The organism is Nitrospira sp. Ecomares 2.1 (assembly GCF_965152585.1).
In genome coordinates this window covers 426,800-443,332 of record NZ_OZ224219.1, presented here as the reverse complement: position 1 = coordinate 443,332, position 16,533 = coordinate 426,800, and the positions used below count along the sequence as shown (strand labels likewise).

Annotated in this window: 16 protein-coding genes and 1 tRNA gene; all 17 read right to left on the bottom strand. The window is 46.3% G+C overall.

Annotated features, from left to right (window positions below; genetic code table 11):
* Positions 1-18: 18 nt before the first annotated feature.
* On the bottom strand, positions 19-849 hold the full coding sequence (locus ACWHYD_RS02010; protein ID WP_447964274.1) for a hypothetical protein: 831 nt from the start codon (positions 847-849) through the stop codon (positions 19-21).
* 79 nt (positions 850-928) lie between these two features.
* On the bottom strand, positions 929-2,041 hold the full coding sequence (locus tag ACWHYD_RS02005; RefSeq protein ID WP_447964273.1) for a cytochrome b: 1,113 nt from the start codon (positions 2,039-2,041) through the stop codon (positions 929-931).
* Between the two features lie 28 nt (positions 2,042-2,069).
* Positions 2,070-3,014 carry a Rieske 2Fe-2S domain-containing protein gene (locus ACWHYD_RS02000; protein ID WP_447964272.1) on the bottom strand — a complete coding sequence of 315 codons (945 nt, stop codon included), beginning with the start codon at positions 3,012-3,014 and terminating at the stop codon, positions 2,070-2,072.
* A 25-nt stretch (positions 3,015-3,039) separates the two neighbouring features.
* Positions 3,040-3,852 (bottom strand): c-type cytochrome, encoded by an 813-nt coding sequence (locus tag ACWHYD_RS01995; RefSeq protein WP_447964271.1) that lies wholly within the window; start codon positions 3,850-3,852, stop codon positions 3,040-3,042.
* A gap of 24 nt (positions 3,853-3,876) precedes the next feature.
* On the bottom strand, positions 3,877-5,592 hold the full coding sequence (locus tag ACWHYD_RS01990; protein WP_447964270.1) for a cytochrome ubiquinol oxidase subunit I: 1,716 nt from the start codon (positions 5,590-5,592) through the stop codon (positions 3,877-3,879).
* A gap of 38 nt (positions 5,593-5,630) precedes the next feature.
* Complete coding sequence (locus ACWHYD_RS01985) at positions 5,631-6,179, bottom strand: c-type cytochrome (protein ID WP_447964269.1); 549 nt, start codon at positions 6,177-6,179, stop codon at positions 5,631-5,633.
* Between the two features lie 601 nt (positions 6,180-6,780).
* Complete coding sequence (locus ACWHYD_RS01980; protein WP_447964268.1) at positions 6,781-7,128, bottom strand: hypothetical protein; 348 nt, start codon at positions 7,126-7,128, stop codon at positions 6,781-6,783.
* A gap of 87 nt (positions 7,129-7,215) precedes the next feature.
* Positions 7,216-8,232 carry an adenosyl-hopene transferase HpnH gene (gene hpnH / locus ACWHYD_RS01975; protein ID WP_447964267.1) on the bottom strand — a complete coding sequence of 339 codons (1,017 nt, stop codon included), beginning with the start codon at positions 8,230-8,232 and terminating at the stop codon, positions 7,216-7,218.
* A gap of 99 nt (positions 8,233-8,331) precedes the next feature.
* Positions 8,332-8,407, bottom strand: a tRNA-Cys gene (locus ACWHYD_RS01970).
* An 89-nt stretch (positions 8,408-8,496) separates the two neighbouring features.
* Positions 8,497-9,693, bottom strand: a complete 1,197-nt coding sequence (gene ispG, locus ACWHYD_RS01965; protein ID WP_447964266.1) for a flavodoxin-dependent (E)-4-hydroxy-3-methylbut-2-enyl-diphosphate synthase — start codon at positions 9,691-9,693, stop codon at positions 8,497-8,499.
* Positions 9,694-9,702: 9 nt separating this feature from the next.
* A complete protein-coding gene (gene dxs / locus ACWHYD_RS01960) occupies positions 9,703-11,598 on the bottom strand; it encodes a 1-deoxy-D-xylulose-5-phosphate synthase (protein WP_447964265.1) in 1,896 nt (631 codons plus the stop codon).
* A gap of 126 nt (positions 11,599-11,724) precedes the next feature.
* Entirely contained in the window at positions 11,725-12,501 is a 777-nt protein-coding gene (locus tag ACWHYD_RS01955; RefSeq protein WP_447964264.1) for a TRAP transporter TatT component family protein, read from the bottom strand.
* Between the two features lie 34 nt (positions 12,502-12,535).
* Complete coding sequence (locus ACWHYD_RS01950; RefSeq protein WP_447964263.1) at positions 12,536-13,744, bottom strand: BamA/TamA family outer membrane protein; 1,209 nt, start codon at positions 13,742-13,744, stop codon at positions 12,536-12,538.
* A 12-nt stretch (positions 13,745-13,756) separates the two neighbouring features.
* On the bottom strand, positions 13,757-14,356 hold the full coding sequence (locus ACWHYD_RS01945) for an MlaC/ttg2D family ABC transporter substrate-binding protein (RefSeq protein WP_447964262.1): 600 nt from the start codon (positions 14,354-14,356) through the stop codon (positions 13,757-13,759).
* Between the two features lie 125 nt (positions 14,357-14,481).
* On the bottom strand, positions 14,482-14,925 hold the full coding sequence (mlaD, locus tag ACWHYD_RS01940) for an outer membrane lipid asymmetry maintenance protein MlaD (RefSeq protein ID WP_447965806.1): 444 nt from the start codon (positions 14,923-14,925) through the stop codon (positions 14,482-14,484).
* Between the two features lie 123 nt (positions 14,926-15,048).
* Positions 15,049-15,795, bottom strand: coding sequence for an ABC transporter ATP-binding protein (locus ACWHYD_RS01935; RefSeq protein ID WP_447965805.1), 747 nt, complete (start codon positions 15,793-15,795; stop codon positions 15,049-15,051).
* Positions 15,796-15,822: 27 nt separating this feature from the next.
* On the bottom strand, positions 15,823-16,530 hold the full coding sequence (locus ACWHYD_RS01930; protein WP_447964261.1) for an MlaE family ABC transporter permease: 708 nt from the start codon (positions 16,528-16,530) through the stop codon (positions 15,823-15,825).
* Positions 16,531-16,533: the final 3 nt, after the last annotated feature.

Below are 16,533 nucleotides of genomic sequence, written 5' to 3'. Positions count from 1 at the left end.
GAAATTCCAAAACTTAGTCTAAGGTTTTCCCTCTCCCTTAACCGGAACCTGTGTATCTATCTTATTAATCTGTTTGCTTTCTTTTGGAAGGTCCTTAGATTTTACAGCTGATTCTGAATCCAATGGATTCTCTTCCTGAAGCTTTAAGACGGCAAGCTCTGCATTGGCTAGAACTTGCTCCGCTTCCATTAGTATCTTTTTTGGTTCAACTATTTCCTTTTCCTTTTTTTCAAACGTATAGACATATTCTTCATGGGGATGAGGGGTTGTTGGGGGCAGAAGAACCCAGAAAAGAAACACCAACACCACCCCTAACCCGGTAAATGCTGTTAAGAGCAGGGGCTGATCCGCTGGTATACGTAAACTATCCCAAAAATTAGCCTGGTCCACTGCGGAACCGACCACTGGCTTCGCATCCTTTACAAATGGCTGAGCAAGCCACCCTAGTCCAAACAGCCACCCGAAAAGACAGAGAATGAGCGCGACCGACGCCACACTCCCCCACATAACAAGCTCCAGACTTATCTGCTCGGCAACCGGAATGACAAAAATATTCTCTTTAATAGATTCCACAATACTGGAAACCACTGACTGAGCAGTTTCCGCTACCGTGGACACCACGAAAAGAAGGATCGGCAATGCCAAAGCACTGAAGACCGCCCATCGAATCCAAAGTTGAAGGCCAATACCAGGCCTCGGATCGACCTTCAGCCGGTCAATAAAAACGGTTCTCGCGCACAGACCAAGCGCCCAAATATCAACCGGGATGGAAACAAGTAGCAATAAAAAAAGCCCGCTCCCCTCCCAAGGGTGGATGTGTGCCGCCAGCAACAACAAGGCGACAACCATCTTTATTGGAAATCCGGTCCAGAATGTAGGCCAAAAAACAAGAAGTCCTAACTTCGTATTTGACATATGTTCCCAGAAATTAGTCTAAAAAGTGTCGGTTTATAATTGCGGACACCGTAAACACCAAAATAAAGACCATGATCACAGTCCACCCAACCAGAGCGATGGGGCGCTTAAAAATATTGCGCTCTGAATTGGTATCCAAAAAAGGCAACGCTGCTAAAAACGCCATAAAGGCACCTGGTATGGCCATAGCTCCAAGGAACTGACCAAACTCCCCGCCAAAAATTTTCAAACGCAGCAACTGAAACAAGAACAAGAAATACCACTCAGGCTCAGGATGGTAATCTCCAGGATCAGGAGTCGCCTTTTCCAGCAGCACCACTGGTTCAATGAAGGCCAGAGAACAAATGATTAAGAACACCGTGGCCATAGCTACAATATCTTTCCAGATTTGACGAGGAAAGAAATAATCTGTTTTTGCTTTAATCTCTTCAGGAGTTCCTCTGAACGGACCTGCGGGCCCGGCCTTTCTAAACAGGAAAATATGAAGGCCAGCCAGCCCCGCTAACGCAGCAGGCAAGACCATGACATGTATGACAAAGAACCGGCTCAAGGTCATTTGCCCAGGCGTAGGACCACCCTTAAGAAATCGAGCTATAAAATCACCAACAAGTGGAGTTTTATCCATAATTTCTACACCTACCACCGTTGCCCAGTAGGCGCGTTGATCCCACGGAAGAAGATAACCTGTAAAACCAAAACCCATCACAATGCCAAATAACGCCAAACCGACGAGCCAGACCAGTTCTCGCGGCTTTTTGTAGGCACCCCATAAAAATACTTGAGACATATGCGCGAAAACCATAACCACCATTGCAGAGGATCCCCAAAAATGGTAGCTCAACAGAAACCATCCGTAGTCCACCTCGTGAATGATGTACTGAGTACTCGCATAAGCATGATCCGTACTGGGGACATAGTAGAACATCAGCAGGATCCCAGTGACGACCTGAAGAATAAAGATAAATAACAACACCGAGCCAAAAGCGTAAGCCCAGCGAGAACCACCGGGAATTGGCTCATTCAGCATTTTGGCCTGAATTGTTTTCAGGCCTACTCGCTCATCAACAAATTCCACAACCTTTTCAAAAGCATTTTGTGGACTTGCGATTTGACTGTCTTCCTTCATGCGCCTTTCACCATTCCATCCTAGGCTTTTATAGAAGCCGAATTTGGTTATTTACCCCGGCTTTATACTCCACATCGATTATTTTCACTTCTCCACCCGCATCAACTTGCAGAGGGAGAACGTCGAGCGGCCTCGGTGCCGGGCCATCGATAACTTTTCCAGCCTCATCATAAATACTCAAATGGCAGGGGCATAAAAACACCCCGTCCGGAAAGTTTTTCGTCTTTCTCCATTTATACCCACAACCAAGATGAGGGCATTTCCCGGAGTAGCCGATATAGGGAGAATTGGATTTGTTTACCCAAATAACATCCCCTTTATTATCGTAAAACTTCATATCATTCCCCTGGTATACGGCTTTTTGAACTGCCGGAGTTGCCTTGACTACCCAAATATTTTTTTCAATCTGTTGCTCCGGCATAAATGCTTCTTTAAACCCACGGGTAAATTTGAATTGGAATCCAATATTCTCTTTATTCACCTTTTTGACATTGCCAACCGAAAACCAGGCATTATCGTAGGGTTTGAACATTGGCTTCATGAGATACTTCAACACAGGAAACACTAATGGCAAGGCAATTAAAGCTCCAATCGCATGTGTCATATTGGTAAAAAACGTGCGCCTTGGTACCCCTTGCTCTAAACGGGGCAAAGGAACCAAGATTTCTCCAGGTTCAACATGTAAATGATCCTCCAAATGCGCAATTTCCACTTCCTTAATTGTGACGTACTGATCTCGCTCCAGTACTGGAAATTGACCGAATTCTTCGGATGAACAACGAAGAACAATTTCCTCCTCACTCACCACCTCTTGAACCTGGCCGATAGGAATCTGGCGTTGCGCCCCGTGGCCATTCAATTCCTGAACGATAATATGACTAATTTCGTGGGAAAGTGGATCAACAATAACCTTAGAAATCTTCCCGACTTCCTTGTTCGCACACAATGCTTTTGCTGTCAATTTTGGTTGCATAGCCAGGAAAAACCTCAGATGTTGATTAATTCATTTTTATTGGCTTCGGAGTTTTAACTGATTCGTCTTTTAACGAAGCAAGAAAGGCAACAAGCGCATCAATTTCCTGGGGGAACATCAGATCTTTATACTTATCAGGCATTTTCCCTTTATCGTAATCCTTATCGAATCCTTCTGCTTTCCAACTTTTTGGATCTATAATTTTTTCCTTCAACTGTTCAGGGGTCATGAGGTTACCGATATTATCCATCTCTGGCCCACGCTTTTTCCCACCCTGGCCATACAGCTTATGGCAGTTATAGCACTCTTGAAGTTCCCATTGATCTTTCCCAAGAGCCACAAGGTCGCCTGAGGCCGCTCCACCACCTGCCGGACCTGGCGTAGACACCACCTCAACTTTGGTATCAGCTCCAAGAGAACTCAGTTGCTTGGAAATAGCTTTAGCCCGTTCATCCAATTCCTTTGCCCTGGCAATCAACTCATCCGCTTTGCCTTGTTCCGTTTGGGCGCGACGAAGTTTCAAGACTTTTTCAATTTTCCCCTTTTCATCTTCAGGGTCAAACTGAGGCAGAATCGACGCCCCGGCAATATAAAGTCCAGAAAGCAGGAGGTAAAACACCACTAAAGCCCCAACAGCCTTCACTCCTTCCAACCGTTTCATTGCCGGAGCATCTAAAAGAATAAATACCAACGCCCCTAGCATTGCATAAAGAAAAAACATGACCTGAAAGACTGGTGGGAAATGGGTAAACTTGGCCCCAACTACCAACAACACTCCAATAATGACCCCCAAGGTGGTCTTTTTCATGACACTCTTGGCAAAACTTTGGTTAGCCATTTGTTTCCTCTTTTTTCAAGCTTCTCATTTAGCTTCAGCCGGGACCGAGGATGCCAATGATGTGGCCGGTTTCGAGCTTCCAGCTTTTAGCGTGACAAGAATGGCAAAACTCACAACAGCGTAAAACACAATAGTCACCCCTGTTATCCACCATGCCGAGTATGCCAGGGTCGGCGTAAACGCTTCAGGAGTAAAATCAGGAACGAGGTTATAAACATGGTAATACTTTCGCGTCAATGAACGTACCGTGCCCATGAGGCCCATTGTCCAAATCACACTAAAGGCGAGGAATATGAGGACAAACTGTGAAGCGAAATCAATTTTTCCCCAGATGATTGTTCCTCGCTTAATTGCCCGGTTATACAACAGATAATTGACCACAGTCAGGAACACGAGTGTAAAGGCTGCAGCATTTTTCGCTGGCATAAGCGCTAACTCACTCGCCCATGACGGCAATTCCAATTCCTCAGTGGCCAGGCCTTGGGTCGGAACAAAACCATGAGGTGTCATCCAAATCGCATCTGCCACCACAATCATTAAAAAACCAACCTTAATCATGGTGAATGCCGACACCGTAAAATTCTTAAGACCGGGAACTTTCCCAAGCACAACAGGCAAAATGACCAGAATTCCTAGGACAATCAAAGACTGCCACTCAGGAGGAGGGAACATTTTCCAGGTAAATCCCATGATGGCCGGCATAAACACCACCACCACTGCAACGAATCCAGATATCCGTACCTGCTCTACACCCTGTATTCGCTTAAGACTTAACCAAATGTAATAATTACTGGCCAGAAAGATCAGGCCGATCATTGCCCCCTGCATCTCAAAAAACATCGACAATTGGTCAGCCATCATGTATGGACAAATGGAAGCGTCGTAATCACACAACTCGTAGGCCAGGAGGTAACCCATGAATGGAAGGAGCAACAGCGCCCCAACGCCGATCATGTTTCCCACAAAACCCATCCAGTCGTAATATGCGCGCTCCTCTTCTGTTTTTGATCCCATAAACATATAAGCCGCAATAAGTCCGGCAATAAACCCACCAAACGTCACATTGCCTACCAGTCGATGGAGGTTGAGGGGCATCCAGCTAAAGTTAGCCATCTTGTCCCACAAGCTGGCGGTCTGGATAAACTCAACCAATGACACGCCTTCCACAGCTTTAGCCGGCGTATTCATAAATGCGGTCGGTCCGTCAATGACAAAGAGTGTCACCGTTCCCACTATATTCAATAGGATGCCAAGAGCGATATGTCGTCCTTTTTTCGCTCCCTTCATGGAATCCCATGAATAAAAATAGGTATACAAAATTATTGTTTCAAGGATAAACAGCAGAGGGTAGATGACCGCAAAGACAAGGAAAAAATGCTTGATCAACCATGTCGAAAAGTCAGGATACGTCCCCAGGAGGACAAATATGAACAAACCTCCAGTTAAGGCTGTCATACTATACAGGATGACTGTAACCTTAATGACTTCCTTGGCCAGACGGTCATACTTCGGATCGTTATTCTTATACCCAAGCCATTCAGCTACAACCGCAAATATCGGAGCGCCTAGAATAAACGCCGCAAATAATATATGAAGTTGGGCGACAACCCATACGGCCGTTCGATTCCCCGAATAGGGAAAATCTACAAGTGGAGCATCCGGAACCTGCCCAAAGGCAGTAGCCACTCCACTTAGGCCCAACGCTAGAAATATCAATAGACTGCGATTCAGTGTTTTCAAGGGTCCCCGCCCTCCTTCTTTTTCATTCAATTCCTGGATTACTCTGCCGCTTTTTCAGGCTCTCCATCCGCAGGTGGTGCGGCAGCAGGAGCGGCACCAGCTCCTCCTGAAGGAACCCATTGACCTTTCGCAACATCATATTCCTTGCCCTTGAGCCCAAAACTGGCTTCATACGCAATTACCTTCCAAATGGCATCCTCTGAAAGTTTGCTCTTCCAAGCTTTCATCTTTGTACCAGATACCCCCTCAGACACTCGCCAAAACCATACCGCATCCGAATATAGCTCCATTTGCTCAGTTCGCCGGAAATCGCGAGCACCAGCCTTCACAGGCTTTCCATCTTTACCATGGCAACTCGCGCAATTCACATCAATATTCTGCTGACCGGTAAAAATCGCCTCCCCTTCTGCAAGGATCTCCGGATTATTCCAATAACCCGACGGCATATGTTTATCTGCATATTCCGGAGGAGCAGGAGGAGGAGGTTGCGGCGGACCTTCACCACCACCACCACATGCTGACATCGACAGGCCCATGACAGCCAAACCACTAACTAAAAGACTTTTTACAAATTGAAACTCGTTCATTGTTCCCCCTCGTTTACCTGAATCTTGGTTTGCCAAATTCCACATTACCTCACCTAAACTTTGCCCCTCTAGACTTAAAGACCAGAATCACTCCTTCTAAAAATTACTTCTTCCGATCCCTATCTTTTTAGTGAAGGACAACCTTCTATAAAACATCAATCCTGACTCCCCGTTCTCCAAAATATCTGCCAGAGCTTCCCTCACGGAAACAACGACCGTCTCAAGGCCATTCCATCTCGTTTCCACAAATTCTGACCTCAATCCAAGAATGATGGTCTACCTCTGAAGCCCATAAACAGACTGACCGGAACAATTGTTTTTTCCTATTCAAAATCCCTTGGGCTACATAGGTCTCTTGGGCCCAAAAAAGTTCAGGACTTCTATCACAGTCAGAAGCCAACCGTCAATTATTTCCTACGTTCTTGCGGGCTCTTTACCCTTTCCATGCCTGTATTTTTGGAGAATAAACAGACCAGTGAATGAGTCGAGAGAAAAAAATTTCCCATCCCACCTAGAATCGGATTAAATGCAAAAGCTGTTTTGAATTATCTGGATGATTCAGAACGATGAAGGGAAAACAATGCTTGCGGGAATAGTATTGTTAAGAGCTGGACTCAGACTTCTTCCACTTTTGCGCCCAGTCCTCCCACGATCGACCAAACGCCGTATCTTGACCTGAAAATTCGATTCCAGCCACATCTTGGTATAAAACCATCCGCGGATGCTGATCCCCTGGCAGGAATAGCTGTATATACGGCTGAGGAGCCTCCTCCTGACGATCAAATACAAATCCCACAACCTGCTCCCCATTTTTGAGTTGAATCGTCACATCGCCCCTATAATCAAACACGAGATTCATGGCTTCGTGCAATTCTTTCTCATTCGAAGGTTGCAGACACCGACCTTCCCAGGATTGAGGAGAACCAATTGAGGACATATCTGAATCCATAATGGCCCTTTACTTCCCGCAAGGCGTCGAGACTATTACCAGATGATCGGAATTGAGGAAGGGAAAGAAAAAACAAAAAATAGGAGATCACACAGCATTGGGAAACAGGGTTGCCCTGACGGTGCCGAAAAACCCACCCCATGAACTGAAGGTATCTTTCACAGCCGAAGCTTCATATCCACAATGCACCATGCAATCGCGGCATTGTTCATGTCGTCCCGATCCATAACGCTCCCACTCCGTTTCTTCCATTAATTCTCGAAAAGTGGATACGTACCCATCCTGCAATAAATAACAGGGGCGCTGCCACCCAAAAATATTGTACGTGGGATTCCCCCAAGGGGTGCATTCATACTCTCGCTTCCCCATCAGAAATTCAAGGAATAAGGGAGATTGATTGAACTGCCAACTGCGTTTTCGTTGAGCCAGCAATTGCGCAAATAACGAATGCGTTCGTTCACGGCTTAAAAAACTATGCTGATCCGGCGCCTTTTCATAACTATACCCAGGAGAGATCATCATGCCTTCCACACCCAACTCCATCATCTCATCAAAAAATCTTCTCACACGAGCAGGCGCCGCATCATTAAATAATGTCGTATTGGTCGTTACGCGAAAACCTTTAGCCAAAGCGGCTTTAATGGCTTTCACAGCCACGTCATAGACGCCATCTCGACAAACGGCATGGTCATGTTCTTCCTTGAGGCCATCCATATGGATGCTGAAGGTAAGGTATTTGGAGGGAGTGTAGTCCTGTAATTTTCTTTCAAGCAGAATGGCATTTGTACAGAGATAAACATACTTTTTCCGCCTCACAAGCCCTTCGGCAATAGCGGGCATTTCAGGATGAATGAGGGGCTCTCCCCCAGGAATACTCACAATTGGCGCACCACATTCATCAGCCGCAGCCAAACATTGCTCAGGCGTCAGGCGTCGATTCAAAATATGGTCCGGGTATTGTATTTTCCCACATCCTGCACATTCCAGATTACACCGAAAGAGCGGTTCCAACATCATCACAAGAGGGTATCGCTTCACACCCCGCAAGTGCTGTGAGAGAGCATAATGAGCTACGGTGTACATTTGGGACACAGGTACCGACATTGTTATTTTACTCCTGGAGGTAATTGACAAATTTCAAGAGCGTCTACTTCTTTTTCCCCGCAAAAACCTAACACCTACGTCTGATAAAACCCGAATAAATGGAGGCGCCGAGCGGGTTCGAACCGCTGAATCGCAGTTTTGCAGACTGCTCCCTTAGCCACTTGGGTACGGCGCCATGACGGGATCATTATAAGAAGTCTATTTTCTCTTGTACAAGAGAAGATCTGGCTTTCTCTTTCTTTAGTCTTTGAAGGGCTGGAACCATTACTGACGAGGCAACACGGGAAGTTCTCTTGAAACAGACCGTATTGATTTTAAGGAAAGATCTTCCATAGAGGAGGGATTACCGGAAAGGACATCAGGTGTCTCAGGAATATTGATGCTCGGCTCTTGACCACCTTGCTCCTTGGCCATCAATTCCACCTCTTCAATTAAAGTGTGAAGAAGCTCTTCAGATGGCACACGTTTATACAATTTCCCTTTTTTAAAGAGAATCCCTACGCCTTGTCCTCCGGCTATTCCAATATCAGCTTCTTTCCCTTCGCCGATTCCATTCACCACACAACCTAAGACAGACACGGTGATTGGGGTGGTAATATGCCCCAGTCGATGCTCTAATTCGTTCGCCATTTTCACTACATCAATTTCAACTCGCCCACATGTCGGACAAGCAATCACATTGACTCCTCGGTGACGAAGCTCCAGCGATTTCAAGATTTCAAAACCCACCTTGACTTCCTCCACAGGATCGGCTGCTAACGAAACACGGAGGGTATCGCCAATACCCTGAGAAAGCAGCCAACCTAACCCTATAGCAGACTTCACAGCGCCAGTCATTGCAGTTCCTGCTTCAGTAATGCCGATATGCAGAGGGTAATTGGACTGTTGGGCAAACAACCAATAGGCGTCCATTGCCATGTGCACGTCAGAGGCCTTCAGGGACACCTTCATATTGGTAAATCCAACATCCTCCAACGCATGGACTGCATTCAGCGCCGATTCAGCAAGAGCTTCAGCTGTGGGATAGCCGTATTTCTCAAGAAGATGCTTCTCTAACGAGCCCCCATTCACTCCAATTCTGAGTGGAATACCATAGTCATTGACGGCCTGAATCACCTCTTCGGTTTTCCACCACGGCCCAATATTCCCTGGATTAATTCTGACGCAATCCACGACTTTAGCGGCTTTTAATGCCAGACGATGGTCGAAATGAATATCCGCGATCAAGGGTAAGGTCGTTTGTGATTTTATTTTTGGAAGCGCATCAGCCGCCTCCATATCAGGCACGGCCACCCTGATTAATTCACACCCAGCTTTCTCTAGCTGTTGAATTTGCTCTACCGTCCCAGCAACATCCCTCGGATGAGGAATCGTCATAGACTGAACCGATATGGGGGCATTGCCACCAATTTTGACCGATCCAACCTGGATTTGCTTTGTTTTTCTTCGAGAAATATACACGAAAATAATCTAACGTATTGCGGCTTGAAGGGAAACCCGGTCATGCAACGCCTTGGCCTGATCATAAATACCATCCGCCGTGAGGCCATACTTTTCCCGGAGCAAATCCTGAGGACCCTGTTCAATATACCAATCTGGCAACCCGAGCACCTTGGTCGGCATACTCCAACATTCTTCCTCTGATAAAAACTCTAATACAGCCGATCCAAAACCCCCCATCCGGCAACCTTCTTCAATCGTAATTAAACACTTCACTTTTTTGGCAACATCCCGAATAAGATTTTTATCCAGAGGCTTCACAAACCGTGCATTTATGACAGACACCGACACACCCTCTTCTTCTAAACGCTCCGCTGCTTTCATAGCCTCCGAAACCATCACTCCAATGGCGATAATCGCCACATCATGCCCATCAGACAATAATTCACCCTGTCCAATTGAAAGAGGAGTGGGTTCAGAATCTAATGGCACCCCCAGGCTACTGCCGCGAGGATATCTAACCGCCACTGGCCCATCATGCACCAGTCCTGTTTGGACCATATGCTGAAGTTCATTTTCATCTTTTGGTGCCATAATCACCATATTGGGAACATGCCGCAGAAACGCAAAATCAAAAGCCCCATGATGCGTTGTTCCGTCTTCCGCCACCAAACCTCCCCGATCAATACAAAAGGTCACCGGAAGATTTTGGGTTGCCACATCATGCACAACCTGATCATATGCCCGTTGCAGAAATGTAGAGTACATACAAATAACCGGCCGCATATTATCAGCGGCGAGACCAGCCGCATACGTCACAGCATGTTGTTCAGCAATCCCTACATCAATTAACCTGGAAGGAAACTCCTTTTCAAACTCAGCCATGCCCGTTCCCTCGCACATGGCAGCCGTAATGACCACCACTCGATTATCTTTTTTGGCTTGACGAATCAGTGTTTTGGCTGCAATGGAACTATACGAGGGGTGACCGGGCTTTTTCACCGGTTGCCCAGTTTTGGAATCAAAGGGTGAGCAGGCATGAAACCAAACAGGATTCTTCATGGCCGGCTGAAAACCTAATCCTTTTTTTGTAATCACATGCAGGAGAGTTGGCCCTTTTAATTTTAGAACATTCTCCAGGGTCGGCAATAAATGCTCAAAATTATGTCCATCAATGGGACCCACATATCGAAATCCTAACTCTTCAAAAAGCAAGCCTGGCAGCAGGAAGCCTTTGGCCAGCTCTTCAGCCCGGATCGCCATTCGCTTCACGGGTTCCCCAATTTGCGGAATAGTTTCCAGGAGTTGAGAGGTTTCTTCCCGAAGCCTGGTATAGAACTCCCCGGTAAAGGTCCGATTTAGGTAGGCGGATATGGCTCCGACATTTTTGGAAATCGACATTTGATTATCATTCAGGATCACGACACAGTCTCGGCCCATATCTCCGGCATGCTGAAGCCCTTCCAAGGTCATTCCGGCAGTGAGGGCACCGTCCCCTACGACGCAAACCACCTTATTGGACTTTCCTAATTGCTCACGAGCCTCAACAAAGCCCACCGCAGCGGACACCCCGGTCCCGGCATGTCCGGCATTAAACGTGTCATAAATACTTTCTTCTCTTTTACAAAATCCGCTTATTCCACCGAACTGTCGGACCGTATGAAATTGTTCACGCCGACCCGTTAATAATTTATGTGTATAAGCCTGATTGCCGGTATCCCAGACGATTTTATCGTCAGGAGTATTCAATAAATATTGCAAAGCCACGGTCAACTCAACCACGCCTAAATTGGAGGCTAAATGCCCACCAACATGGGAAATCACTTCTATAATGAGTTCCCGAATTTCCTGACAGAGTTCAGGGAATTGCTCACGGGAAAGTTTCTTTAAATCTGCTGGACTTTCAATCCTCTTTAGCAAGGACATTGCTCATCCTTTCTTGATAAACATAGCCTGTTGTAAGGGAAAAACTAAAAATACCCCAATTCCGATAAGAATAAACAAAATCTTCCCATAGCTGCTATACCCTGTCAAGCATTTAGATACCTGACTTTAGGAATGATCATTGGAACGATCAACATTCCCCTGACTAAGAATCTGCTGCAGTAAGTCTTGTGCTTCCGGTCGATGAATCCGTTCCCATATCCACCTCTTTTTAAGAGGGGGCGTGTTAACAACCCGCGTTAGCTCCCTCACCGCCTCCAATGTTTGCTCGTGCTTCAGGTACCACTTCGCAAGATCCAGCCCCGCCGGTGCATAAAGGCTATCGAGAGAAACCGCCATTTTCAAGTGATCCCCAGCTAACTCCTGATCGCCTCCTAAGACCCAAGGCAATTCCTCATACATTCGCCCTAACATATGGTGAGCCTGAACATTTTCCGGATCAAGTTCCAACACTCGATGCACATGTTTCTTCAACTTCTGAATTGTCAATGCCGCCGAGACCAAACCCTCCAACTCCGCAGCACTCCCAAGATTGGCAGCATACAAAAAATGGGCCTCCGCAGAAGACTCACGAAGATCAAGGGCTTTTTGGGCAACCCTGGCTCCCTCCTGGAACGCTGCTAACTTCTGCTCCCGATCAATGTACACCCCATATCCCAGATCCAGATACAAGCCGGCCAACCGAAGCAAGCGAGTCAGGTCGGTTGAATTTGCAGCTCCTTCCCTCATCAAGGTCCCCAGCTCCTTTTCAAGGCTCTCGGGATATTGCTGATCGGTTACCTCCTCACCCCACAATGTCCCAGAAGGGAGAAAGAGGAGTCCCGTCATTAGCGAGAATAAACTTAGACGCATATATTGATTCATATTTTCAGATATTGTCAGCACATATTTTCCCTGCATAGCGAATTAACCATTATCATCAGAAAGGATAATTGAGCCCCGCAAACACGGCTCCACCCTCCTTACTATACCCCCAATCGACGCGGGCCATGACATTGGGACGAACGATGGCTCGGAATCCCACTCCCGGCGTAACCTCCCAGTCATGGAACTGGCGAAATTCGAAATTTGGATAGGTCCGCCCCATATCAACAAATGGCGCTAATTCACATTCGATACCGACGTTAAACATTTTCATTCCAAATAGATGAATACGCTCCTCAACATTAAACGCCACCATATGCTTGTCTATAAATCTATCCCTCCCAAAGCCCCTGAGGTTATCTTCTCCACCCAAAGAACTTTGCTCGTAAAAGGGAATATCGCTCCCAAAACTTAATTGCACCATCGCCCTTGCCACAAAAATATATCGCTTAGAGGGACTCGGAATCAGGTGTCTGATATCAAACCCTGACAGAAAGTACAACATATCGTCATTTTTTCCAGCATCAAAGTTCTGGGCCAATTCTCCAAATGCTTCGAATCGAGTCCCTGCTGTGGGGGTATTAAGGTTATCCCTGGAATCATACTGAAATACAAGACGGTGAGCCAAAATCGTCGCGCCTTTCATTCCCGGATCTCCTGGGAACCGATCCTTAGCATATGATTCGCTATCAACGCCTCCCGGTTGAATTTCTACATCTCGAAACCTTTGGTTAACCGCCAACCGCGTCACATCATTCAAATGAATTCCAAAGTTCCAATGGACTTGAATTTCACGGCCGGTATAGTTTGTTTCATTATCTTGAGGAGTGATTTGCCCTAAGCCATAAAACCGCTTGGTCGCATTTTTAAAAAATTGTGCACCAATATCCACGAAGAACAACCCTTCGATAAACCCAGGGTCCTGGAAGCGAAATTTCAGCTTTCGTTCAATTTCCTCGGTATACGAACCGACCGCCTCCATTTGCCTCCCGCCAGACCAATAATGAAAATAGTTCAAGGTTCCCCGAACCCCTAAAAAGGAATTGTGGATGAACATTGGGGCAACGAGAGAACGGAGGTTCCCTTCCGCATCTGAATTTAATATCGGCGTAATCAGCCCGAAGTCCTGCCCATCATTTTTTGAAGAAGAAACCGCAGGGACCACAAAAAACGAATTCTCGGCGAGTGCGTTTGATGAGGGAAGGATAGCGCCGCCCACAGCCAGGCGAAATAACGCCAGGCCCCAGAAACGAAGCGATATCACAAAGCCGACTCCTTAGGACGAAGTCCCCAGGTCGGCTTTTGAACGAAGTTTCTCGAGGAGGGCCTCAAACGATGAGGAGTTAATAATGCGAGAAAATTGTCCGCGGTAATTTTTCATCAAGCTCACTCCATCAATTACCACGTCATATACCCGCCACTCCCCATTTTTTTGCAACAGACGATAATCCAAGGGTATCTGCACTTTTGGAGACACCACTTTGGTCTGGACTTCAGCAAATCCTCCCTTTTCGCGTTCTTTTAGGTATTCCACCTCTTCCCCCGAATACCCGTCTACATTACCAACGTAGGAATTTGCCAAAAACTGCTGAAATAAAGTTACAAATTCTTGTTGCTGCTCTGGACTTAATCCCTTCCACTGAGCAGCCAGGGTGCGCTTGGCCATTTCGGCATAGTCAAATCGCCGCCCAATGATTTCTTCAAGCTTCGCCCGGCGCTCCATCTCTTTCCCAGGATCCTTCAACGCTTGATCTCTCAGCACCACAAATACCTGATCAACGGTCTCCTTGACCGCTCCGGTTGGAGTTCCTCCTCCCCATGCAACAGTTAAGCATGCAAGAGAAACTACCACCCAACCAAAAAAAATAATCGCCACATTTCTTAAAGAATTGCTACACTGACACCTTCGAGATGCATTTGCTCCCATCTTCATGGTTGATTCAGGCCTCCGAACCAATTCCCTTTGCATATTCCCCCACCTCTATTTCACTGAACGAATAATCATTCAACATTGCCGTGGATAAATTGACTAATCACCTGCTCCAAATCAATTCCAGATTCAGTATCTATAATGGTCCCACCAGTTTCCAGGCGTTCTCCAGCACCCCCGGGTGATAATTCCATGAATTTCTCTCCGATAATCCCCCGAGTTTTTATTGAAGCAATCGCATCGTCAAACACGGTGATCCCGTCCTGGATCGCAAGGACCACTTGAGCCCGATCTTGTTTCAGACCGATATTCTTTACCCGGCCCACTTCCACTCCCGCAATTTCTACAGAAGCTCCGTTTTTTAACCCGGATGTAGAAGAGAATTCGGCCTGGAGTTCGTAATAATCACCACCAACCAATTCAAGTTTTCCAAGTTTAATGGCCAAATACCCAAGACAGATGACCCCCACCAACACAAATATGCCGACAATTAATTCAAGTTTTCCACGTTCCATCATAATAATTCAGTTAGGTTAAGTGATATTTCATTAAGGCAAGGGCCAGGAAGAATAATTCTCATATTTCAGCGTGACATAAATTTTGATATGACTCCTTAAACGACTATCCAGATTAACGATTCAGGCAGGAGCAAGATGAATACCATTATTGACTGAAATAAACTCACGAACGACGGGATCGGCAGTCTGCTGGAATTCATCCGATGGGCTCATAGCAATGATCTTTCCATTCTTTAACATAGCAACCCAATCTGAAATAGGAAAGATCTCTGGAATTTGGTGACTCACCATAATCCCCGTGAACCCAAATGTTTTTTGCATAGCTAAAATGAGCTTGTGGATTGCATGGGCCATCAGTGGATCCAGGCCCGTCGTCGGTTCATCAAATAAAATAATCTCAGGCCTCATCACCAGAGCTCTCGCCAGACCTGCACGCTTCTTCATCCCTCCGCTCAATTCTGCTGGAAATTTATGACCCATGTTTCCCAACTCCACCCTTTCCAGCATTTCTTGAACCAATCGACATATATCCTGTTCAGCAGCCCTTCGTTTTTCCCGCAGGGGAAACGCGACGTTATCAAATACATTCATGGAATCAAATAAGGCGGCCGATTGGAACAACATAGCAAATTTTTTGCGTATGTCATTTAATTCCCGATCATTAATTCGTGTAAGGTCTGTTCCATCAACGATGATCTTGCCTCGATCAGGACGAACCAATCCAATGATGTGTTTGAGCATCACACTTTTCCCCTCACCGCTTGGACCGATGATCGTGGTAATTTTACCCTTAGGAATGTCCAGTGTGACCCCTTTAAGCACAGACTGCTCGCCAAATGCTTTTTCTACTTCGGCCAGCTTAACGATAATCGGTAGACTCATAGAATGGTAACGTTACATAAGTACAGACGTTAAAAAATAATCCCACACCAAAATGAGAACCGAGGCTAACACCACAGATTCAGTGGTAGCTTTTCCCAGTCCCTCGGAACTCATTCTCGTATAATAACCTTTATAACAGCAGATCCAGCTAATAATCAGGCCAAAGCTGATCGACTTTAATATTCCCCCATAGACATCTTTCCATTCCACCGCTGATTCGATTGAACTCCAGTATGAGCTCCCGCTGACTCCAAGCAACTTGACTCCAACCAGATACCCTCCCCAAATTCCCACAACGTCAAATATAGCAACCAATAAGGGTACGGAAATAAGAGCCGCGACAATTTTCGGAGTAATCAAATATTGCAAGGAATTGATCGCCATGGTCTCCAATGCATCAATCTGCTCGGTAATACGCATAATCCCAATTTCTGCAGTCATGGCGGATCCCGCACGAGCCGTCACCATCAATGCAGCCAATACAGGGCCCAGTTCACGGATCATGCTTATTGCCACAGCAGACCCTAACAAACCTTCAGACCCAAACTTTCTCAGGGAATAATAGCCTTGAAGAGCTAATACCATCCCGGTAAATAACGCCGTCAGGATCACAACAAAGGACGATTTGAACCCCACAACATACATTTGTTTGACAATTTGAACGATCCTCACTGGCGGTCGGAATAACCATCCAAACGTCCGGATCAAGAACACAAACATGGC

Bases quoted from the DNA above. Each gene is read 5' to 3' on its own strand.
- ACWHYD_RS01930 (WP_447964261.1), bottom strand. From the start codon at position 16,530: ATGTTTGTGTTCTTGATCCGGACGTTTGGATGGTTATTCCGACCGCCA.
- ACWHYD_RS02010 (WP_447964274.1), bottom strand. From the start codon at position 849: ATGGTTGTCGCCTTGTTGTTGCTGGCGGCACACATCCACCCTTGGGAG.
- mlaD (WP_447965806.1), bottom strand. From the start codon at position 14,925: ATGGAACGTGGAAAACTTGAATTAATTGTCGGCATATTTGTGTTGGTG.
- ACWHYD_RS01995 (WP_447964271.1), bottom strand. From the start codon at position 3,852: ATGGCTAACCAAAGTTTTGCCAAGAGTGTCATGAAAAAGACCACCTTG.
- ACWHYD_RS01985 (WP_447964269.1), bottom strand. From the start codon at position 6,179: ATGAACGAGTTTCAATTTGTAAAAAGTCTTTTAGTTAGTGGTTTGGCT.
- dxs (WP_447964265.1), bottom strand. From the start codon at position 11,598: ATGTCCTTGCTAAAGAGGATTGAAAGTCCAGCAGATTTAAAGAAACTT.
- ACWHYD_RS02005 (WP_447964273.1), bottom strand. From the start codon at position 2,041: ATGAAGGAAGACAGTCAAATCGCAAGTCCACAAAATGCTTTTGAAAAG.
- ACWHYD_RS01980 (WP_447964268.1), bottom strand. From the start codon at position 7,128: ATGGATTCAGATATGTCCTCAATTGGTTCTCCTCAATCCTGGGAAGGT.
- ACWHYD_RS02000 (WP_447964272.1), bottom strand. From the start codon at position 3,014: ATGCAACCAAAATTGACAGCAAAAGCATTGTGTGCGAACAAGGAAGTC.
- hpnH (WP_447964267.1), bottom strand. From the start codon at position 8,232: ATGTCGGTACCTGTGTCCCAAATGTACACCGTAGCTCATTATGCTCTC.